This window comes from Rhodopseudomonas palustris, assembly GCF_013415845.1.
Classification (GTDB): domain Bacteria; phylum Pseudomonadota; class Alphaproteobacteria; order Rhizobiales; family Xanthobacteraceae; genus Rhodopseudomonas; species Rhodopseudomonas palustris_F.
The window spans coordinates 2550770-2572176 of the sequence record NZ_CP058907.1; the positions used below are offsets into that span (position 1 = coordinate 2550770).

The following is a 21407-nucleotide window of genomic DNA, read 5'->3' on the forward strand; positions in this document are numbered from 1 at the left end:
CCCCTCGATTTGTCGGGTCCGCCCATCCTGTGCGGCATGTCTTTCACCTAGCGTGCGGCCATCGGCGCCGCAACGGCGCTCAAGGGAGGCTCTCATGACCAAACGCGCACTGGTGATTGTCGATCTGCAGAACGACTACTTTCCGGATGGCAAGTTCGAGCTCACCAACATTGTCCCAGCCGCCGAGAATGCCGCGCGGCTGCTGCGGGCTGCACGGGCCAAAGGGGAGTTCGTCGTCCACGTCCAGCACGTGTTCGCCTCGCCCGAGGCACCATTCTTTGTCCAGGGTACACCAGGCGTCGAGATCAACCCGACGGTCCAGAACCTCGATGGTGAGCCTGTGGTGGTGAAGCATCGGCCGAACTCGTTTCTGGAAACCGATCTCAACGCCCGACTGACCGTCAATGGCATCACCGACGTGGTGATCTGCGGCGCGATGAGCCACATGTGCATCGACGCCACGGCGCGGGCAGCGGCGGATCTCAGTTACACCGTGACGGTGGTCCACGATGCGATCGCGACTCGTGATCTGGAGTTTGGGGGCTTGCATGTGCCTGCCGCGCAGGTGCAGGCGGCATTTCTCGCCGCGCTCGATTCCACCTATGCGGCGATCGTCGCCACCGATGAGCAATTGCAACTCTGATGCTGATGCGGCTGGTGGGACAGAATGCCGAGCGTGCGCCGGTGCGCTCGGCAAGTTCGCATACGGAATCGCCCCAACGGTCGTTGCGGAGCGCATCCGTCCGCTGATACCAATTAGTTAAATAGCGAGAATGAAATCGTTGTGCGCCTCCGGTCAGCAGCAGCCGCTGTTCCCGATGTCCCTTATCTTTGGAATGGGCGGGCGAGGGAGATCGACTAATCTCACGATCAATCGGTGACGGCGTCATGGGGCATTCATGTGAGCCGTCAGCGGATGATTGGGGGCATCATGTCGAACGTCGATCTGTTTTTGAAACCTGTTCGTTTGCTTACGCGATTAGCGGCCGTCGCAGCGGCAGCATTGGTCGCGCTTCCCGGTGGCGCATCTGCCGATCCGGTCAGTCCGGCGGGGTGGACCGCCGGTATCGCGCTCGGCGCGCCGCTACCGGAGGGGGTGTACTTCATCAACACTGCGACCTATTTCGAACGTTCGTCGCGGTTCGCTGCGCCGACGATCGATGCCGGTGTCAACATTCCGGTGGTCGCGTGGTCGACGCCGGTGACGATCCTCGGCGGACGGCTCGAAATTCTCGGAATTTTTCCGGAGCTGACCGTCAGCGTCAATCCGAACACGCCGACCAGTGCCGCTTGGCGGGATTTTTATAATCCAGCGGGGCTGGTTGGTCTGGCGTGGGATCTCGGCGGCGGCTGGGGCTTTGCCAACTATGTCGGTGCGTTCGCGCCGGTGAACACCGCGCTCGGCAACACGCTCAACCTCGGCGGCAACTACTGGACCTTCCTGGAATTGGCGACCCTCGCCTACAACCGCGACACTTGGAGCGCGACCGCCAATTTCACCTACTCGAGCAGCGGCAGCGATCGTGCCACCGGCGTGAGCATCCAGCCGGATACGGCGCAGATCGATTTCTCGGTCTCCAAGCACTTCAACAAGTGGGAGGTTGGCCTGGTCGGCTACGGTTCGACCGATCTCGGTTCGCCGTCGCCGTTCCGCACCGCGGGCGGGCTGTACGGCAACAAGCAGAGCCAGTTCGCACTGGGAGGTCTAGTCGGCTACAATTTCGGGCCGGTGATCACTCAGTTCTATCTCACCCGCGACGTCGCTGAGCATAATTACTCCGGATACGACACCCGGTTCTGGACGCGACTGATCATCCCGGTGTGGAGCCCGGAGGCACCGGCGCCACGTCGGCCGCTGATCACGAAGTGATCTGCATTTTGTAAGGCCGGTGAACACGGACCATTGGTCACCTGATCGGGCTTGATCATCGGATGGCGTAGGCCCTGGCCACGGGGGACTAGGCCGAGGAGCGAGAGCAGGGTGATCCTGCCTCGCTCCTCACGCATTGAGGGGGCTGACAAACTGTGGCGGGCCGGGCGGAAGCCGACCGGCGAACCGTCTCACAACTCCTGCATCCGCTTCTTGTCGAGCATCCGGCTGGTGTAGGTCTTGACGGTGTGGAACGCCGCAACCGGATTGTGGCTCAGTACTCGGTCCTTCACCACCAGTGTCGTCACCGGCGCTTCGGCGTGGCGGATGAACAGCGAGTCATGGCCGACGCACAGGCCCATGATGACATTGAGGTGCGTCTCTTCGCGATTGAGCAGCCGCGCCTGCAACACTGGATTGCAGCACGCCTCGTGTCCGCATTTGATCTTCATCTCTTCGGGCACGCCGATCTCGGTCTTGTCGATCGAGCCGACCTTGCACAGTGCGGTGCGGGTCTCGAAGCCTGCGAGGCGCAGGATGTCGACCAGTACCTTGGTCTCTTCGATCAGGCCGATGCAGGTGGCGATGCCGATCCGCTTGGCGCCGATCCGGCGTGCGAATGCAACGGTCTCTTCGACACGGTTGAGCTTGCAATAATACAGCCCCTCGACCTCGGCCGCCGCGCGCGCCAGCGTCGCGTCGATCGCATCGCTCGAATACAGCTCGACCAGTTCCTGCCGCTCTTCGGGCGCCAGATCTGTCGTCGCGCAGATGCCGGGATAACGCTTGTCGTGACGATAGCAGTTGAATTGCCCGCATTCGGAGCAGGTGACGACGTCGGGCTTCGGCTTGGCCATGAGTGTATTTCCAGATGTGATGGTTCTAAGTTCCGCGTAGCCGGCCGGCGCCGGCCACGCAATCGCGTAAGGCGTCAGCCGGCCTGCGTATTTGGTTATTTGCGTTTGTTGAGCGCAAATGCGAGGCGATCGCCGCCAAACTGGATGGTCGCCACCAGGATCACCAGCAGCACGATCACGGTGACCATCACCTGGGTGTCGAAACGCTGATAGCCGTAGCGATAGGCGAGGTCGCCGAGACCGCCGGCACCGATCGCACCGGCGACCGCCGAGGCGTTGATCATGCTGACGAGGGTGATTGTGAAGCCCGCGACGATGCCGGGCCGCGCCTCCGGCAGCAGCACGTGCCAGACGATGTGCCAACGGCCGCAGCCCATCGACTCCGCCGCCTCGATCAGGCCGCGGTCGACCTCGCGCAGGCTGACTTCGGCGATGCGGGCGAAGAACGGTACGCTGGCGACGGTCAGTGGCACGACCGCGCCGAGCACGCCGTAGCTGGTGCCGACGATCAGGCGGGTGAACGGGATCAACGCCACCATCAGGATCAGGAACGGCACCGAGCGGACGACATTGACGACGCTGCCGACACTGGAATTGACCACCGGCTGCTCAAGGATGCCGCCTTTGCTGGTTGCCACCAGCAGCAGCGCCAAGGGGAGGCCGATGCCGAGCGTGATCAGCGACGAGGCCCCGATCATCAACAGCGTATCGATGATGCCTTCGATCAGGCGATCAATGACCAGCGGAGACAAAACCCAGATCCTTCACTCTGTCTGCCAGCAGATGCGCGCGCTGCAGCACGGCGTCGCGGTCATCGGCAGCATCCACCGAGACGATTAAATGGCCCTGGGCGCGGCCCTGGATGCGATCGACGCCGCCATAGACCAGCCGGGTCCGTGCGCCGAGCGCTTGCGCGATCGCGCCGATGTCCGGGTCACGCGATTCGGTGCCGGTGAAATGCAGATCGAGCAGCAGCGGGTCGGAGGGATCGCGCGGCACCGGCGCCAATTGCGCTAGTATTTCCGGTGGCAGCGACCGATGCACGGTGCCGAGCAATGTCTGGGTGACCTCGTGCTTGGGATCGCCAAACACTTTCCACACCTCGCCCTGTTCGACGACCCTGCCTCGTTCGAGAACCACCACACGGTCGCAGACCTCGCGGATCACCGCCATCTCGTGGGTGATCAGCACGATCGTCAGGTCGAAGCGGCGATTGATGTCCTGCAGCAGCGCCAGGATCGCCTGGGTGCTCTCGGTATCGAGCGCGGACGTCGCCTCGTCGCACAGCAGCACTTCGGGGCGATGGACCAGAGCGCGCGCAATGCCGACGCGCTGCTTCTGTCCGCCCGACAGCCGCGCCGGATAGACGTCGCGCTTCTCGGAAAGCCCGACCATATCGAGGAGTTCATCGACCCGGCGTTCGATCTCGCGTTTGCCAACGCCCGCGACTTTGAGCGGCAGCGCAACGTTCTGCCACACCGTCTTTGCCGACAGCAGATTGAAGTGCTGGAAGATCATGCCGACCCGGCGGCGCAGCCCGATCAGCGTCGCATGGTCGAAGGTGGCGATGTCTTCGTCGTCGACCAGGACGCGGCCGGCGGTCGGACGTTCGAGCCGATTGAGCGTGCGGATCAGCGTCGATTTGCCGGCGCCGCTGCGGCCGATGATGCCGAAGACTTCGCCGCGCTTAACGGCAAGGTCGACATCGATCAGGGCCGGCGCCGTCGAGCCTGGATATTGCTTCGACAGACGCTCGACGATGATGTGCTGGCTATCGGCGCCGGTCTGGGCGCGGCTCCGAGGGGCGATGCCGACGCCGGGGCCGGCGCCGGCGTCGGTGAGGGCGTCCATCACTCACGTTCCCAAAGCCGGACGTAGAGGTCGCCGTATTGCTTATCGAGCACTGCGCGCACTTCAGGCGAGGTCTGGTAGATCTTGATGAACTGCGCGATCCTCGGATCGTCCTTGTTCTTCGGCTGTGCCACGAAGACGATGCCGTAGCGCGGATTGATCGGCTCCCAGAACAGCGCCGCGTGCGGATCGATCACGCCGGACGCCTTCAGGAAGTGGGTGTAGCCGTGGGCCAAGTCGACCTCGTTGAGCGACTGCGGCAGCTGGTGGAAGTCGATCTCCAGAAACTTGAGCTTCTTCGGATTGTCGATGACCGCGTCGACATTGACCTGCGGCCCGTGATCCGGCTTCAGCTTGATCAGCCCGGCGGCCTCCAGCAATTCGAGGCCGCGGCCGAAATTGAACGGATCGCCGGCGAGCGCGACGCGGGCGCCGACCGGCAGCTCGCTCAGGCTCTTGTACTTCTTGGAGAACAGCCCGGTCTTGTTGGCGATGCCGATCCCGACCGGCTCGAGATCGAAGCCGCGTGCCGCCTTGACGACGTCCAAGAACGGTTTGTGCTGGAAATAGTTGAGATCGATCTCGCCGTTCGCGAGCGAGGTGTTCGGCGTCACCGGATCGGTGAACTCGATCAGCTTGACGTCCAGCCCTTGCGCCTTTGCAACCGCCACTGCGGCTTCGATTGGCGGAGCGAAGCCCGCATTGGTGCCGACCCGTAGCGGGCCCTTGGCGGCGTCAGCGATGGCGATGGATGACAGCGCGCCCAAAGCCGCGATCAGGCCGAGCGCGCGCGCGGCGGTTTTCAGAACAATCATGGTTTGGTCCCAGGAGAGAGGTGAAGGCAGCGCGCGGCGAGATCATCGCACCCGCAGCATTGCCGTTGACGACAAACCTAGCGTGGTGGGTTGCGGTGCAACAAGGCGAAGCAAGTTCTTATTTATCGACGCAGCAGAGAACAGCGAGGCTGCGCTGCGCCGCGGATGTGAAACAGGACAACTATGTCGCGCGACGCTGCTTGGTTTGAATCAGATCTCCGCGGGTGACCTAGTACCGCCTCGCTCGGAGAGGCGGCGCACAAGGAAGATACGAGAGTCGATCATGACGTGAACGGGGGATGGGCGGACGCAGAGTTATCATCTGCATTCGATCGCGATCACAGTTCAAAATTGTCGTGATCATGGCACTCGGAAGATGATCTTCTAAAGATGGCTGAGCGTATTGACGCTCATTGATCGGCGGCGCCAGTGTGCGGGCCTGACGCGTTGTTCGCATGGCTGTGAGCGACGCATGCGTATCGAGAGCCCACCTGTGTCCCATTCTTTCTTTTCACCGCGACCGAACATCGTTCGTGCCGCGGCTGTATCGCTGTTGCTCGGTTCGCACCAATGAGCAACGAGTTCGACTACGTCATCGTCGGCGGCGGCAGCGCTGGCTGCGTGCTTGCGAACCGACTGAGTGCCGATGGACGCAATCGCGTCGTGCTTCTGGAAGCGGGCGGGCAGGGACGGCATCCGTCGTTTCATCTGCCGGTCGGATACGTCTGGAATCGCGCGCATCCTCGCGGCAACTGGCTGTACCGGATCGAGCCCGAGGCTTCGAGCGGCAACCGGCCGATGCTGTGGCCGCGCGGCAAGGTGCTGGGCGGCAGTTCGGCGATCAACGGGCTGCTCTACATCCGCGGGCAGGCACGCGACTATGACGAGTGGCGCGACCTCGGCAATCGCGGCTGGGGCTGGGACGATGTGTTGCCGTACTTCCGGAAAGCGGAGGATCAGGTGCGCGGCGCCGATGCGTTTCACGGCGTCGGCGGGCCTCTCGGTGTATCCGATCCGACCATCCGGCATCCGCTGTCGGACGCTTATGTCTCTGCGGCGGAGCAGGCGGGCCTCGCCGCACGGGACGATTTCAATCGCGACGTTCAGGCGGGCGCCGGCTACTTCCAGCTCACAGTGCGCAACGGACTGCGCGCCAGCACCGCCAATGCCTACCTGAAGCCGGCCCGTTCACGAGCCAATCTGGATGTCGTCACCGGAGCCCATGCCACCAGCCTGATCTTCAAGGGCCGCCACGTGACTGGTGTTGCGGTGGTGCGCGACGGCCGGGTCGAGACTTATACGGCGCGCCGCGAGGTTATCGTTGCGGCCGGCGCGGTCGCCAGTCCGGCACTGCTGCAGCATTCCGGGCTCGGCGACGCCGATCATCTGCGCTCGCTGGGGATCGATGTCGTGAGCCATCTGCCGGGCGTCGGACGCAACCTGCAGGACCATTATATGGTCAGCCTGATCTACGACGTCAGGCGGCTCGGCAGCTTCAATGAGACGGCGCGCGGTTGGCGTTTGGTGCGTGAGGTGCTGCGCTACGCGGCGTCGCGTCGGGGGCTGCTGACGCTGAGCGCATCGCAGATCAACGTTTTCCTGCCGACCACGACCGATCCGGACAATCCCGACGTCCAGTTCCACGTGATGCCGGCGACCTTCAATTTCGAGACCGGAGAGGTCGAGCGAGAGCCTGGCCTGACCTGCGGGGTGTGCCAGCTTCGTCCGCACAGTCGCGGCACCATTCAGATCAGCCAGCGCGATCCGCTGGCGGCACCGACCATTCGCCCGCGCTATCTGACCGACGACCACGACAAGCGCGTGCTGCTCGAAGGGCTGCGCTTCGCCCGCAAGATCGCGGCGCAGCCTGCGCTCGCTGATATCGTCAGCGAGCGTCTGCCGGGCGCGAATGGCGGCAGCGACGCCGAACTGCTGGAGTTCGCGCGGCAGACCGGCAAGACGCTGTATCACCCGGTCGGCACCTGCAAGATGGGCACGGACGCTTCAGCAGTGGTGGACAGCGAGCTGCGGGTGCGCGGTGTGTCCGGCCTGCGCGTGGTCGATGCCTCAGTGATGCCGACGCTGGTCTCCGGAAACACCAATGCGCCGACGATCATGATCGCCGAACGCGCTTCCGATCTCATCCTCGCCGACGCTCGTACTCCGGAACTGCAAGCATGACCGACCCCAACAATCCGCTCGCCATCGACAGCCGCGACCCTGCCGAGTATCAGGCCGCGCTCGGCCGGCACCGCTTCGAGAAACTGAAGCAGCAGATCCGGCATGTCTGGAGCAATGTCGATTATTTCCGCCCGAAGCTGATCGAGGCGGGCGTGTCATCGCCGGAGGATATTCGCTCGCTCGACGATTTCCGCCGCCTGCCGGCGATGCTCGACAAGCTCAGCCACCGCCAGTCGCAGGAGGAGTCGCTGGCGCGCTACGGCCATCCGTTCGGCCTGCATCTCACGGTGCCGCTCGACCAGGCGGTGCATCTCGCTGCAACCTCGGGCACCACAGGGCAGCCGACGTTCTATGTGTTCAGCCCGCGCGATCTCGAAATTTCCCACCGCGTGCTTGGCCGGCTGTTCGCACAAGCCGGCGTCCGCCCGGGCGACACCACGTTTCACGCTTTCGGCTTGTCGCTGTGGCTCGCCGGCGTCACCTATGTGCAGGCGCTGGAGGCCTACGGGGCGCGCCCGGTTGCGCTCGGTGCCGAGGCCGGTGTGCCGAAGATCCTTCGCTACATCGAGTTCACCCGGCCGACCGCACTGTTCGCCACTCCCTCGATGGTCAATCAGCTGATCGAGCGCGCGCCGAAGGAGATCGGCAAGCCGGTGGCGGCGCTCGGGATCAAGCGGGTGTTGTGCGCCGGCGAGCCGGGGGCGGGGCTTCCGGCGTTTCGCCAGCGGGTGCGCGAGGAGTTCGGCGCCGAGGTGTTCGATTTCATGGGCGGTGCCTGGCACAACGCCGCGCTGTCCTGCGCCAGCCCCGACTATCACGGCATGCACTATCTCAGCGACGACACCTGCTTCCGCTATGATCTGATCGATCCGGCGACCAAGCAGCCGATCCCGCTGACCGATGGCGCGGTCGGCGAGGCGATCCATACCGGGCTCGACTATCAGGCTGCGCCCGCATTCCGCTACGCCACCGGTGACATCCTCAAGATCCATGTCGGCACCTGTCCGGGATGCGGCGCGTTCGGCACCCGTATGGAGGTGGTCGGCAGGGTCGACGACATGCTGGCGATCAAAGGCGTCAAAGTGTACCCGGCGGCGATTCAGAACGTCGTGCTGCAATTCCAGCCGCGGGTGTCGGGCGAGCTGCGGATCCGGCTCGACCGGCCGCCGCCAAAGGTCGAGCCGCCGCTGCGGCTCGCGATCGAAGCCGCGCCGGATCTGCCGGAGGCGGCATGGGCGGATCTCGCCGGTGACATCGAACATCGCGTTCGCGAGTTGCTGACGTTCCGCCCCGTGGTCGACATCCTGCCGCACGGCAGCCTGCCGCGCTCAGGCCAGAAGACCAAGCTGATCGAGATCGCCAGTCAGGCGGCGAACTGACCAAGACAATAGGAAACGCCGATGTCGAGCGTACTTTACGAATCCCGCGACGGGATTGCCGAGATCACCATCAACCGGCCGGACAAGCACAACGTCATCGACCATTCGGTCGTGGAGGGCCTGAACGCGGCGTGGAAACGGTTCAATGCCGGCAGCGATCACGTCGCGATCCTGACCGCGAATGGCGATCGCGCCTTCAGCGCCGGAGCCAATCTGAAGGACATCCCGCATGATTTCTGGCGGGCGGTGCCGGGCGTCGGCGTTCCCGTCGACAAGCCGATCATCGCCGCAATCGGCGGCCTCGTGGTCGGCGGCGGCCTGGTGCTGGTGCAGTTCGCTGATCTTGCGATCGCCGCCGACAACACGGTGCTGTCTTATCCGGAAGCCAAGGTCGGCTACAGCGGCGGCCTGATCAGTTCGCTAGCCGCGCGCATCCCGCACAAGATCGCGATGGAGCTGCTGCTGGTCGGCGGTTCGATTGACGCGCATCGCGCCTACGAGATCGGGCTGGTCAATCGCGTGGTGCCGAACGGCGATCAACTCACGGTCGCGCGTCAGTTCGCGGCCGAGATCGCCGCAAATGCGCCGCTGGTGGTGAAGCTGCTGAAGGGCTTTGTCGGCGCGACGCTGCCGAAGGGACCGTCGGAGGCCGCCGCGATCACCCGTGCCACCGTCGAGGCGGTCAACACCGCGGACGACTACCGCGAGGGCATTGCCGCGTTCTTCGAGAAGCGGGCGCCGGCGTTCAAGGGCGTGTAGTTCGCGCCCGTTTTCTCCTGCGTGCGGTGAGAATCCCCTCGCGACTCTGATCATCAAATTGGGTGTTCGGCTGGAGACGATCATGCTGCGCGTGCGGCATGATTGGGAACGTCATTCTCCATGAGGGTCGCTTCGCTGTCTGTGCCTGCGCGACGCCCGTGATGTTCTCCGTTAGGCTGGTCATTTGAAATCATGTTTCATTGACCGGATACCGGCGCACCTCGATCATGTGAGCTCTGAATCTCATCAGCGAGATCGGCCGAAACGCGCCGAACCAGCTCGCTGATAGTTGCCGCTGACGATGCGGCCCGAGCCCTGAAAGCGAAGAGGACATTCATGAGCAACCAAGAAAAAGGCCGGTGGATCAGCCGGCGTTCCGTGCTGCTGGGCGCGGCGTCTGGCGTCATCGCGGCGCCGGCTGGCGCTTTCGGCCTTCAGGCATTTCCCGCTCGGCCGATCGGCTACGATCTGTCGGATGCGCCGATCTGCCGGACCTCCGGTGAAGCAACTCCGCTGACTGGCGCGCCGCGCAAGGTGAAGCTGTCGTGGAACGCCACTTCGGTGTGCTCGGTGCAGGTGCCGGTCGCGGTCGATTACGACTTCTTCAAAAAGCAAAATCTCGACGTCGAGCTGGTGAATTTCTCCGGCTCGACCGATCAGCTGCTCGAAGCGATCGCCACCGGCAAGAGCGACGCCGGCGTGGGCATGGCGCTGCGCTGGCTCAAGCCGCTGGAGCAGGGGTTCGACGTCAAGATCGTTGCCGGCACCCATGGCGGCTGCCTGCGTGCGATCGCGCCGACCAAGTCGGAGATCAGCAAGGTCACCGATCTCAAGGGCAAGGTCGTGGCGATCGACGATCAGGCCGGCCCGGGCAAGAACTTCTTCTCGATCCAGCTCGCCAAGGCCGGCATCGATCCGACCAAGGATCTCGAGTGGAAGCAGTATCCGGCCAACCTCGTTCGGCTCGCAGTCGAGAAGGGCGAGGCGCAAGCGGCGCTGGCGTCCGATCCGCTCGCGCATGCGTTCCTCAAGGACGGCGAGTTCAAGGAGATCGGCTCCAATCTCGACGGCATCTATCGCAATGTGAGCTGCTGCATCGTCGGTGTCCGCGGCAGCCTGATCCGCGAAGAGCCGCAGGTGGCGCGCGCGCTGACCCAGGCGCTGCTCGACGCGGCCGAGTTCTCGTCCAAGAACCCTGAGAAGGCGGCGAAGTCGTTCCTGCCTTACGCGCCGAAGATCGTCACCGAGGAGGATATCCAGACGCTGATCAAGTATCACACCCACGATCATCACCCGATCGGCGCGCAGCTCAAGAACGAGCTCAAGCTCTACGCCGACGACCTCAAGGCCGTTTCGGTGATCAAACCCTCGACCGACACCACCAAATTTGCGGAAAAGATCTATGCTGACGTATTCCGCGTCTGAGACGCTCGATCTCGACGTCGGGACGCGTCTTGCGTCCCGCACGCCGTCGCTGCTTCGCGCGCTGCGCGGGCATTTCGTCGGCTTCGCCGCCAGCCTCGGCTGGATCGCGTTCGGTCTGTCCTGCCTGTGGCGGGAAGACATCGGCGATTGGACGCGCACCAAGGAGGTGGCGATCGCCGCCTTCGTGTTCGGCGGTGCGATCGCGATCGCGGCGGTGGCCGGGTTCTGGTCGCAGCGGGTTGGCGAGTCCCTGCAGCGGCGGTCGCCCTGGCTGCTGCTGCTCGGTGTGGTGCTTGCGCTGTGGGAGGTTCTGACCGCGAAGCTCGGCGTGCTGCCGCTGCCGTTCTTCCCGCCGCCTCAGGCGATCGTCGAAGTCTATACCGACGACTTCGTCAAGCTGTTCGACAGCGTGTTCGCATCGGTGAAGCTGCAGCTCGGCGGCTATCTGATCGGCGCGGCGGTCGGCTTCGTCACCGGCGTGTCGATCGGCTGGTCGCGTGCCGTCGGCTATTGGGTGCATCCGGTGCTGCGGTTCATCGGCCCGCTGCCGGCAACCGCGTGGCTGCCGATCGCCTTCTTCGCCTTCCCCTCGAGCTGGAGCGCCTCGACCTTCCTGATCGCGCTCGCCACCGGATTCCCGGTGACGGTGCTGACCTGGTCGGGTGTCGCCAGCGTATCGAATGCGTACTATGACGTCGCGCGCACGCTCGGCGCCAAGCCGTCATTCCTGGTGTTCAAGGTCGCGATCCCGGCGGCGCTGCCGCACGTCTTCGTCGGCCTGTTCATGGGCCTCGGCGCATCGTTCGCGGTGCTGGTGGTGGCGGAGATGATGGGCGTGAAGTCCGGTCTCGGCTGGTACCTGCAATGGGCTCAGGGCTGGGCGGCCTACGCCAACATGTATGCGGCGCTGCTGGTGATGTCGCTGCTGTGCTCCGGCGCCATCACGGCGTTGTTCAAGGTCCGTGACCGCTTGCTGGTCTGGCAGAAGGGTGTCGTGAAATGGTGAGCGCCGTCGCATTGAAGCAGGAGCCGCAAGCTGCCGGCGCTGCGCTCGACGTCGTCGACGTCAGCCACCATTTCGACATCGACGGCGCCGAACTGCCGGTGCTCGATCACGTCACGCTCAGTGCCAAGCCGGGCGAGTTCGTGGCGCTGCTCGGGCCCTCCGGCTGCGGCAAGTCCACGTTGCTGCGTCTGGTAGCCGGGCTGGAGCCGCCGCGCGCCGGCCGGCTGCTTGAAGACGGCCGCGTGATTACCGGGCCGCATCCGTCGCGGGTCGTCGTGTTCCAGGACCCGACGCTGTTTCCGTGGCGGACGGTGTGGAAGAACGTCGCGCTCGGCCTTGAGGCGCAGGGCATCATCAAGAGTGAGCGTCACCGCGTCGATGCGGCGCTGGCGCTGGTCGGGCTGAGCGGCTTCGCCAATGCCTATCCGCACCAACTCTCCGGCGGTATGGCACAGCGCGTGTCGCTGGCCCGCGCACTGGTCAACGATCCCGACATCCTGGTGCTGGACGAGCCGCTCGGCAAACTCGACTCGCTGACCCGGCTCAGCATGCAGACCGAGATCGTGTCGCTGTGGCAGCGGCAGGGCTTCACGACGCTACTGGTGACCCACGACGTCGAAGAGGCGCTGTTCCTGGCGCAGCGGGTGGTGGTGTTCAGCGAACGTCCCGCCAAGCTCAAGGCCGACATCGCCGTGGAGGCGCCGTATCCGCGCCACCGCGGCGATCCATACTTGGCCGACCTGCGCCGTCAGATCCTCGGCCTGCTCGGCCTCGACGCCACCTGGTGATCGGCGCCACGCGACGAATAGTCAACGGCGCGCCGTAACCAGCGCGCCGCGATCTCTCTCCCTCCTGACGCCGTTCCGGTTCTGCCGGAGCGGCGTCTTTTTTTGCGGGGCCGCGGCCGGACGACGGCGGCGGTCGTCACCGCGGCCGCGGTGCAGGCTCAGAGCACGCGCGACAGCAGTACGTACAGGGTCGCCGATAGCAGGATCGCGGCCGGCAGCGTCAGTACCCAGGCCATCAGCAGGTTGCGGATCGTGGCCATCTGTAGGCCCGAGCCATTTGCCGCCATCGTGCCGGCGACACCCGACGACAGCACGTGGGTGGTCGAGACTGGCAAGCCGAACATATCCGCCGCGCCGATGGTCGAAGCCGCCACCAGCTCGGCGGAGGCGCCCTGCGCGTAGGTCAGATGTGACTTGCCGATCTTCTCACCGACGGTGATGACGATGCGCTTCCAGCCGATCATGGTGCCGAGGCCGAGCGCGATCGCGACCGCGATCTTGACCCAGTTCGGAATGAACTTGGTGGCGCTATCGAGCGAGCCCTTGTAGGCGTTGAGCTTGGCAACATCGTCCTTGCTGAGGTCGCTTTCCTTATCCTTCATCAGGAAGCGGATCGCCTCGGACGCCAGATACATGTCGTTGCGGGTGTTGCCGACGGACTCGGCCGGCACTTTGCTGAGCGAGCCGTAGCGCTGCACCTGCTCGCCGATATCCTTCACCAGCACCGCCAGCGAAGGGTAGGTGCCTTCGCTGATCTTGTGCTGCGACACGTATTGCGTCACCGCGGGGCGGGGATCGCCGATGATGCTGTAGCCGGCGCCCTTTGCCGCGATCACAGCCGATGCGGCCGTCGAGGTCTGCTCGAAATGCGCGACCTGGGAATCCGGCAGGGCACGATTGAGCGCATAGGCGGTCGGCACGGTGCCGATCAGGATCAGCATGATCAGGCCCATGCCTTTCTGACCGTCGTTGGAGCCGTGGGCGAAGCTGACGCCGGTACAGGTCAGGATCAGCAGGCCGCGGATCCACCACGGCGGCGGCGCGTTGCCTTCAGGCGCGGAGTACAGCTTCGGATTGCGCACGACCAGTTTGAGCAGCAGGAGCAGGATCGCGGCGCAGACGAAGCCGACCAGCGGCGACAGCAGCAGCGCATAGCCGATCTCGGTCGCCTTGCCCCAGTCCACTCCCGAAGTGCCGTCGCGGCCGCGCATCAGCGCATTGGCGACACCGACGCCGATGATCGAGCCGATCAAGGTGTGCGAGCTGGAGGCGGGGAGGCCGAAGTACCAGGTCCCGAGATTCCACAGGATTGCGGCGATCAGCAGCGCGAACACCATTGCGAAGCCGGCACTCGATCCGACCTGCAGGATCAATTCCACCGGCAGTAGCGAGACGATTCCGAAAGCCACCGCACCGGTGGAGGTCAGCACGCCGAGGAAGTTGAACACCCCCGACCATACGACCGCGACTTCGGCCGGCAGCGAGTGGGTGTAGATCACGGTCGCGACCGCGTTGGCGGTGTCGTGGAAGCCGTTGACGAACTCGAAGCCGAGGGCGATCAGCAGCGCCACCAGCAGCAGCAGATAAGGCAAATACGTCGTGACGCGGACGCCGGTTGCCTCGACGTCGACATAGATGCTGTAAGCCACGAACAGAATGCCGACACCGAGGACCCCGAAGAACAGGATCATCGTCAGCGGATTGAAGCCTTTGTCCAGGTTCGGCCGACCGGCCGGCTGAAGAGGCCCATTGTCGTCGATTGCTTGATTGATGGTGAAATCGGTCACGCTACGCCCCGTTTTATTTAATGGCGCGATATTCCCCGCCCGATCTGACGCTCCGATGACACTTGTCGGTCAGCTGGATGTCGATGGCGTTGCGGATCTACGGCGGGGAGTGAACAGGGCGGGCGCAGGGGAGGGGCAGAACTGACTTGTAAGTGATATGGCGCCATATTATATTGTGGCATATGATCAAGCTCGACCAAAAATACGGGGCTCTTCTGAAGCGAACGGGAGCTTACGATGAGCGCACGGTCGAATGTATGCGGCTGTGCTTCGAACTGTTGACATTGACCACTGCGATCGACCGCGATTGTGCAAGCCGGCTCGGCGCGCACGGCGTGTCGGAAGGCAAGTTCGTTTTGTTGTTCCTTTTGAGCGACGCGAAAGATGGCTTGTCTCCGCATGAGCTAGCCGAGCAGGCAGGCGTGACCCGCGGCACGATTACGGGCCTGCTCGATGGCTTGGAGCGCGACGGGCATGTCGATCGCCACTCGCATGGCGACGACCGCCGGAAGCTCGTGGTGCGCCTGACGCCAAAGGGGCGCCGATTGGCACGGGAGCTTACGGCGACGCATGGTCGTTGGATTGCCTCTCTGTTCTCAGACTTTTCGGAAGCGGAAAGGGCATCGCTCCGTCGTCTCCTCGCAAAGGCGTATGCCCGCACGGATGCCGGCCGCGCCAGTTTAAAAGGGAGCGATGATGACCGGACGTGACGACCGCGCTACTGCATTGAATAGCGGGAAAGCGGAAGCCGCCACCCTTGCCGAAGTGTTGGCGGTCGACACCCCGATCCTCTTCCAGTCCATCTTTCCCGAAGCTCCCGACCGCTACGCAGTCGAGGTCGATGCCGTTGGCCGTCTCGGCATTTCGGCGCGCATGGCGGCGATGGGCCAACTGCTGGTGAGGTGGCCGGGGCCGGCTGTGATCGAAAGACTGCGCGATCATCGCAGCGACACTGTGCGCGGCTGGGGCTGCTTCGTCATTGGAGCTCAGGATATGGCCTTAGCGGATCGGCTCGCGGCCATTCGCCCCTTCGCCGACGATCCGCATTTCGGCGTTCGCGAATGGGCATGGTTGGCGGTTCGTCCTGCAATCGCTGAACGTTTGGGCGATGCTTTCACGATTCTATTGGATTGGGCTGCCGACCCGTCCGACCGCATCCGCCGCTTCGCCAGTGAGGCGACACGGCCCCGTGGCGTCTGGTGCAAACATATCGCGGCCCTGAAGACCAACCCTGAGCCAGGGCGCGTGTTGCTGGATCCGCTTCGGGCGGACCCATCAGCCTATGTGCAGGATTCAGTCGGGAACTGGCTGAACGATGCCGCCAAGACGCGGCCGGACTGGGTGCGCCGCGTTGTCGATGAATGGCTCGCGCATTTCGCGCCGAGCGCAACGCAGCGGATTGCAAAGCGGGCGCTACGTTCGATCGACCATTGATCTTCGCAAGGAACTACGTGTGACTCAGATTTTGATCGAGCTTTACGAGCCCACACCCGAATGGCTGGCACTGTCCAGCCAAGATCGGCAGGCGCTGTTCGCCAGGATCGGCGCAGGAATGGGGGATCTTCTCGCGCTGGGCATCGAGCCTCTCGCCTTTGGTGAAATCGACGCCGCGGCTCCACACAGTGCTGCGCAACACTTCTTCGCCGTCTGGCGTGCGCCTGACCGCGAATCCCTCGATACCCTGATTGCCGGCATCTCGGCGTCCGGATGGCACAGCTATTTCGCGACCGTGAATGCTGCTGGGGCCGTCTCGGATCTCGCCGCGCATCTCGGGCAGCTCGACGCGCGCGACGGAACCAGAGAGATGCGGATTTCGGGAGCGGTTTGAGCGATCGTCGCGAAGGCGGCTCACTATAGAGCAGAGACTCGGCAGGCTTCGCAAAACTGGCGGAGACGGAGGGATTCGAACCCTCGATAGGGCTTTACAACCCTATAACGGTTTAGCAAACCGCCGCCTTCAGCCACTCGGCCACGTCTCCGGTGCGCTCGATATGCCCGACGCGGTCGCGGCTCGCAAGCGGGATTGCGCAGATTGCACCGCGACCTTTGGGCCTGTGCACGAGAATATGGTCTCGACGCGGGGCAGGGCGGCCTGAATGCGGCCGCTTGCGGTTCCGCCGGTGCGTTCCAGGCGCCGGGATTCGTCCCAGGAGAGGAATCGATTCTCAGGATTCGGCTCCTGCAGGCCGCAAATTTGTCGGTTGAAGAGCGGCTCATCCACCGCCGTCCAACTGCTGCAGTGCGGCATCGTGCGGTTTGGGCGATTTTAAAATCACAAACAAAACAAAGGGTTGTCGTGTCGGCGGAAAACGGGTGAGTGCTATTTGTGCAACACCCATCCCGAAAACGGGGCCAGAGCATGGCTCCCTTGTTGCTTGTGCATCACTGTTAGGTAATTGTCGTGGTGCGACGGAGGGGGGCATCCCGAGGTCGCCCCGTAATAGGTGGTTCGCTTAAGTCCCTCGCGTTCAGCGGGTGTGTCCAAAGGCGCGAAGCGGCTAGGCGGGTTTCTGGGATTAAGGGACCACAGCGGGTGCTTGCACTTTGCGGATCGGAACCTTCCCGACAGAGCAACTTGGAGGTTTACATGAACATCGTTAAGGGCCTGTTCCTCGGCTCAGCGGCGGCGCTTCTCGCCGTCGGCGGCGCGCAGGCGGCCGATCTCCCGTTGAAGGCCAAGGCGGTCGAATACGTGAAGGTCTGCTCGATCTACGGCGCGGGCTTCTACTACATCCCGGGTACCGATACCTGCATCAAGCTCGGCGGCTACCTGCGCGCCGACCTGACGCTCGCCGGCAGCGGCGCCTACAACTCGCCGGCCTGGGCCGGTGCCGCTGGCCAGAAGAACCGTCTCGCCAACGACTACGTCTTCCGGTCTCGTCAGGACATCAACATCGACACCCGCACCGCGACCGAATACGGCGTGGTTCGCACCTACTTCGATGCGGTGTTCCAGTGGACCACCGGCTCCGACACCGTCGCCAACGGCTCGCTCGGCGTGTACTACGCCTTCGTGCAGTTCGCCGGCTTCACCTTCGGTAAGGCCGTGTCGCAGTTCGACACTCCCTGGACCGGCTATCCGGGCAACAACACTTCGTTCCTGATCGGCGGCTACGACGACGTCACCGGCATCAACCAGGTGTCGTACACCGCGGAGTTCGGCAACGGCGTGTCGGCCTCGATCTCGCTCGAAGATCAGTCGCAGTACCTGCAGTCGGCGCTGTACAACGTTTCGTCCGCTCCGAACTTCCTGGCCTACGGCGCCAACTCCTACGCCGGCACCTCGATCCCCGACATCGTCGGCAAGATCCGTGTCGACCAGGCTTGGGGTCTGTTCCAGGTTTCGGCCGCGGCGCATCAGGTTCGCGCCAGCTACTACAACACCGCTCTCGAGACCTCGGGTCATCCGAGCGACACCTGGGGCTATGCGGTTCAGGGCGCTCTGTCGCTCAAGAACCTGCCGACCGGCCCCGGCGACAGCATCAACATCACGGCGAGCTACTCGAACGGCGCGACCCGTTACGTGCTGGGCGGCGTGAGCCCGAACTCGTTCGCGATCTACGGCAACAACTCGGTTCCGGGCACCTACCAGAGCGTCGCGTTCGGCGTTGCGGCTGACGGCGTGTTCGCCGGCCTCAACAACCTGACCGGCTCCGGCATCGAGAAGACCAGCGCCTGGGGCGTCCGTGGTGCGTTCAACCACAACTGGAACCCCTACTGGTCGACCTCGCTGTTCGGTTCGTACACCAAGATCGACTACAACGGCACCGCGACTGCTCTGATCTGCAACGGTCTCGGCGCTGCGAACGTCGCCGGCTTCAACTGCAATCCGGACTTCGCGATTGCTCAGGTGGGCACCGTCACCCGTTGGACCCCGGTCAAGAACCTGACGTTCTCGGGCGAAGTGCTCTACACCTATCTGGATCAGGCCTCCTCGGGCATCCTGCCGCTGACCGCTTCGGCGACCAAGCCGGCCGCGAACTACGAGTTCAAGGACCAGGGCGTCTGGAGCGGCAACCTCCGCGTTCAGCGCAACTTCTGATCCCCGCTTTTCGAAGCGCGAATCTGACGAACCCCGGCGGGCAACCGCCGGGGTTTTTCGTTGTCTCCCGAATTCGTTGTCTCTCGTAGCGGGCCGATTGCGTGAATAGAGCGGCTGCCGCGGCGATTGGCGAGACATCCGGTGTGCGTGGACCGGCGTCTCTCAGGGGAGGCGTCGAGGCAATGCCGTCAGTGCGACGGAGCTCGCTGCAGAGCGATCATCCTGAGAAAACTCAGCGATGCGTTGGAGCTGCTCGGCAGGAAGCGCTGGAAGGGATGCTAACCGCTAAGGCCGACGGCCGCTATTCGGCGCCTACGCCGGCGCCGCGCCGAAGGTCGGCTTCGATCTGCAGACGTTGGCCGCCGCCGAAGCGGGCGCGGTAGACCTGCAGGTTCTCGATGATCCGCTGCACGTAGTTGCGCGTCTCTGCAAACGGAATCAGTTCGACCCAATCGACCGCGTCGACCTTCGGATCCCGCGGATCGCCATAGCGCTCGACCCATTTGCGCACGCTGCCGCGCCCGGCGTTGTAGCCGGCGAAGGTCATGATGTAGGAGCCGCGGTAGTCCTCGATCAGGCCGCCGAGTTCGGCGGCGCCGAGCGCTGCGTTGTAAACCGAATCGGTTTTGAGACGCTGCAGGTCGAAGGTGCAGCCGTGGCGGCGGCAGACGTATTTGCCGGCGTCGGGAGTCACCTGCATCAGGCCATAGGCATTGGCAGGTGAGACGACTGCCGGATTGAAGCCGCTTTCCTGCCGGGCGATCGCGTAGACGATGGCGCGCTCGACGTCGGGGCCTACCGAGCGGAATTGCGGAATGCCGTTGACCGGGTAGGCGTAGTGATCGAACGGCAGACCGCGATTGAGTGCGGCTTTGCCGACCAGCAGCATCGCGCGCGCATCGTTGCGCTGTTCCGCGACTTCGCTCAGCCCGATCAGTGCGTCGACATCACCGTTCTCTCCGACATCGGCGAAGATCGGGATCGCCATCTCGCCTTCGTCGATCGCATACAGCAAGCTCACCGCGCGGACGATCTCGAGCCGATCGGTGTTGCGACCACGACCGGAAGGCGCACCGTTGAGATCGAGCTGCGCCAGACCGAGCTTCGCGCGCGACAACTGACCGTAATAGCTGGTGGAATGCGCCGCCGATGCCGAGTAAGCGGCGCGCGCCTCCTGGATGCGCCCGGCTGCTTCCGCGGCGCGGCCCTGCCAATAGCCGGCGCGTGCGAGGGCTGTGGGGTTGGTGGTGTCGCGGCCAAGGCGTGCGAAGTGCTGCGCGGCGGTGGCGGGATCATTCAGGAATCGCAGCGCGATCCAGCCCGCAGTGAACTCATGCTCGGTCTTGTAGATCGCCTTGGTCGGCGTCGCCGCATCGCGCGCCACCAGATAGGCGAGGCGATAATCGCCGATGTCGATCAGCTTGCGCGCGACCAACCGGCGCTCGATCCACCATTCGTCGAGATTGTGCAGCCGGGCCGGATCGCGTGGCACCGTCAGCATCAGCCGTCCGGCCTCCGCAATCATGTCGTCGCGGCGCAGCACTTGGATCTTGCTGAACAGAAAGCCTGGGTCGTGGTGTAGTTCGGATGGGACGGCGGCGAGCAGCGCCTTGCCGTTCGACGCCTTCTTATCGACCGCGATCCGCGCTCGCGCGAGCGCCATCTGAGCGCCGCCGAGACGCTTGGCGGCGCGCAGCGCCGGGCCGAGATCGTCGCCATACAGGAACGAATCCATCCGCGCTTTGTGGTCGCTCGGCGTGATCAGCGGTCCGAACAACTCCATCGCGGTGGTTTCGGTCGCCTCAGACATGGTGTCGTTGCGCCAGGCGTCGCGCACCAGTTGCTCGGCGGTGCGGCGGTCGCCGCGCGCCAGCAGGGCGCGTGCCAGCGCCAGTTTGCCCTTGCCGGTCGAAGGGCGCTCGTCTTCGAAGTAAGCGAGCACGGCGGAATCATCGCGCCGGTCGTCCCACAGCGCGGCCTCGGCGCGGCGGCGTAAGAAGCTCTGTGACGGCCAGCTCGGATTGGCGCGCACGAACGCCGCATAGCGTTCGACGCTGGCGCCGTTGTCTTCGCTGCGCAGGATCACCCATTCGGCAAGCTTGCGCGCGACGGGATCGGAGATGGTGTTGGCGACCTCGGTGGCTTCGCCAGCCCTTTTCTTGCGGGCGAGTTCGATGACGTTTTCGAGCGCGCCGGCATCGGCGGAGGAGGTCGATGCGGTCGCAGCGATCGCAGAGCGTGCCGCCGGCTTGTGCAGCGCTGCGGCGGGCGGCCTCTGACGCATCGGCTCGACCGCTGCAGCAGGGCTGGTGACGGGAAGCTTGGTCGAGGGGCGAGGATCCGGAGCCGGCAGCGACTTCGCAACGTTCTTGGGGGCGGCACTCCGCGCCAAAGGTCGCGGCTTCGGCAACGGTACCTTGGTGGCGGCGTCGGCGGCTTCGATCAGCCCCGCAAAGCCCAGGCTCAGAGCCAGGATTGCTGTCGATGCCTTCAGGGCTACCGTGAAGGGCGGGCGGCGTCGTGATGGTGATGATGGATGCAAAACGCTGCGGCCTCCCTGTGGGGGCGATTCGGCGATTCTGGCAGCATCGCCTACGGAAGTGAAGGCGCGCCGATGCTAAAGGCGGCGCGTGACGCCGCTTCGCTT

The 21407-nt window shown here is 64.3% G+C and carries 18 protein-coding genes and 1 tRNA gene; 12 read left to right on the top strand and 7 right to left on the bottom strand.

What is annotated here, in order from left to right:
• The first annotated feature begins 94 nt into the window (after positions 1-94).
• Both HZF03_RS11675 and HZF03_RS11680 read left to right on the top strand, forming a co-directional pair.
• Positions 95-643, top strand: coding sequence for a cysteine hydrolase family protein (locus tag HZF03_RS11675; RefSeq protein ID WP_119020009.1), 549 nt, complete (start codon positions 95-97; stop codon positions 641-643).
• A 360-nt stretch (positions 644-1003) separates the two neighbouring features.
• Positions 1004-1870 (top strand): transporter, encoded by an 867-nt coding sequence (locus HZF03_RS11680; RefSeq protein WP_234819480.1) that lies wholly within the window; start codon positions 1004-1006, stop codon positions 1868-1870.
• A 191-nt stretch (positions 1871-2061) separates the two neighbouring features.
• Here HZF03_RS11680 and HZF03_RS11685 read toward each other — a convergent pair whose 3' ends face one another.
• From HZF03_RS11685 to HZF03_RS11700, 4 genes are all read right to left on the bottom strand, one after another.
• The gene (locus HZF03_RS11685) at positions 2062-2727 is read right to left on the bottom strand and encodes a DUF1847 domain-containing protein (RefSeq protein WP_104512686.1); all 666 of its coding nucleotides are present in this window, start codon (positions 2725-2727) and stop codon (positions 2062-2064) included.
• A gap of 95 nt (positions 2728-2822) precedes the next feature.
• Entirely contained in the window at positions 2823-3479 is a 657-nt protein-coding gene (locus HZF03_RS11690; RefSeq protein ID WP_012495898.1) for a methionine ABC transporter permease, read from the bottom strand.
• Positions 3460-4578, bottom strand: coding sequence for a methionine ABC transporter ATP-binding protein (locus tag HZF03_RS11695; protein ID WP_119020008.1), 1119 nt, complete (start codon positions 4576-4578; stop codon positions 3460-3462). Before HZF03_RS11695 ends, HZF03_RS11690 begins: the two co-directional genes overlap by 20 nt.
• Complete coding sequence (locus HZF03_RS11700; protein ID WP_104512684.1) at positions 4578-5393, bottom strand: MetQ/NlpA family ABC transporter substrate-binding protein; 816 nt, start codon at positions 5391-5393, stop codon at positions 4578-4580. Before HZF03_RS11700 ends, HZF03_RS11695 begins: the two co-directional genes overlap by 1 nt.
• Before the next feature lie 570 nt (positions 5394-5963).
• On the opposite strand from HZF03_RS11700, the gene HZF03_RS11705 reads away from it, so the two are divergent.
• From HZF03_RS11705 to HZF03_RS11730, 6 genes are all read left to right on the top strand, one after another.
• Entirely contained in the window at positions 5964-7574 is a 1611-nt protein-coding gene (locus HZF03_RS11705) for a GMC family oxidoreductase (RefSeq protein ID WP_119020007.1), read from the top strand.
• Positions 7571-8953 (top strand): phenylacetate--CoA ligase family protein, encoded by a 1383-nt coding sequence (locus HZF03_RS11710; protein ID WP_119020006.1) that lies wholly within the window; start codon positions 7571-7573, stop codon positions 8951-8953. Before HZF03_RS11705 ends, HZF03_RS11710 begins: the two co-directional genes overlap by 4 nt.
• Positions 8954-8974: 21 nt before the next feature.
• Complete coding sequence (locus HZF03_RS11715) at positions 8975-9712, top strand: enoyl-CoA hydratase/isomerase family protein (RefSeq protein WP_104512682.1); 738 nt, start codon at positions 8975-8977, stop codon at positions 9710-9712.
• A gap of 336 nt (positions 9713-10048) precedes the next feature.
• Positions 10049-11137: an ABC transporter substrate-binding protein gene (locus HZF03_RS11720; RefSeq protein WP_119020005.1), complete on the top strand. Its 1089-nt coding sequence runs from the start codon at positions 10049-10051 to the stop codon at positions 11135-11137.
• Entirely contained in the window at positions 11115-12143 is a 1029-nt protein-coding gene (locus tag HZF03_RS11725) for an ABC transporter permease (protein WP_119020004.1), read from the top strand. Before HZF03_RS11720 ends, HZF03_RS11725 begins: the two co-directional genes overlap by 23 nt.
• The gene (locus HZF03_RS11730; protein WP_104512681.1) at positions 12137-12931 is read left to right on the top strand and encodes an ABC transporter ATP-binding protein; all 795 of its coding nucleotides are present in this window, start codon (positions 12137-12139) and stop codon (positions 12929-12931) included. The genes HZF03_RS11725 and HZF03_RS11730 overlap by 7 nt, the downstream gene beginning before the upstream one ends.
• Positions 12932-13089: 158 nt before the next feature.
• On the opposite strand, the gene HZF03_RS11735 is transcribed toward HZF03_RS11730, so the two are convergent.
• On the bottom strand, positions 13090-14718 hold the full coding sequence (locus tag HZF03_RS11735) for an inorganic phosphate transporter (RefSeq protein WP_119020003.1): 1629 nt from the start codon (positions 14716-14718) through the stop codon (positions 13090-13092).
• A gap of 182 nt (positions 14719-14900) precedes the next feature.
• Between HZF03_RS11735 and HZF03_RS11740 the strand changes: the two genes are divergently transcribed.
• Genes HZF03_RS11740 through HZF03_RS11750 form a run of 3 tightly spaced genes read left to right on the top strand, consistent with a single transcriptional unit; the run spans position 14901 to position 16546 of the window.
• Complete coding sequence (locus HZF03_RS11740) at positions 14901-15428, top strand: MarR family winged helix-turn-helix transcriptional regulator (protein ID WP_119020002.1); 528 nt, start codon at positions 14901-14903, stop codon at positions 15426-15428.
• Complete coding sequence (locus HZF03_RS11745; RefSeq protein ID WP_119020019.1) at positions 15415-16152, top strand: HEAT repeat domain-containing protein; 738 nt, start codon at positions 15415-15417, stop codon at positions 16150-16152. Before HZF03_RS11740 ends, HZF03_RS11745 begins: the two co-directional genes overlap by 14 nt.
• Before the next feature lie 19 nt (positions 16153-16171).
• Complete coding sequence (locus tag HZF03_RS11750) at positions 16172-16546, top strand: DUF6616 family protein (protein ID WP_119020001.1); 375 nt, start codon at positions 16172-16174, stop codon at positions 16544-16546.
• 57 nt (positions 16547-16603) lie between these two features.
• Here the strand turns inward: HZF03_RS11750 and HZF03_RS11755 are convergent.
• Positions 16604-16697, bottom strand: a tRNA-Ser gene (locus HZF03_RS11755).
• A 608-nt stretch (positions 16698-17305) separates the two neighbouring features.
• Between HZF03_RS11755 and HZF03_RS11760 the strand changes: the two genes are divergently transcribed.
• Complete coding sequence (locus HZF03_RS11760) at positions 17306-18760, top strand: porin (protein WP_179906305.1); 1455 nt, start codon at positions 17306-17308, stop codon at positions 18758-18760.
• A 301-nt stretch (positions 18761-19061) separates the two neighbouring features.
• Here the strand turns inward: HZF03_RS11760 and HZF03_RS11765 are convergent, their stop codons facing one another.
• Positions 19062-21302 (bottom strand): lytic transglycosylase domain-containing protein, encoded by a 2241-nt coding sequence (locus tag HZF03_RS11765; RefSeq protein ID WP_119018255.1) that lies wholly within the window; start codon positions 21300-21302, stop codon positions 19062-19064.
• Positions 21303-21407: the final 105 nt, after the last annotated feature.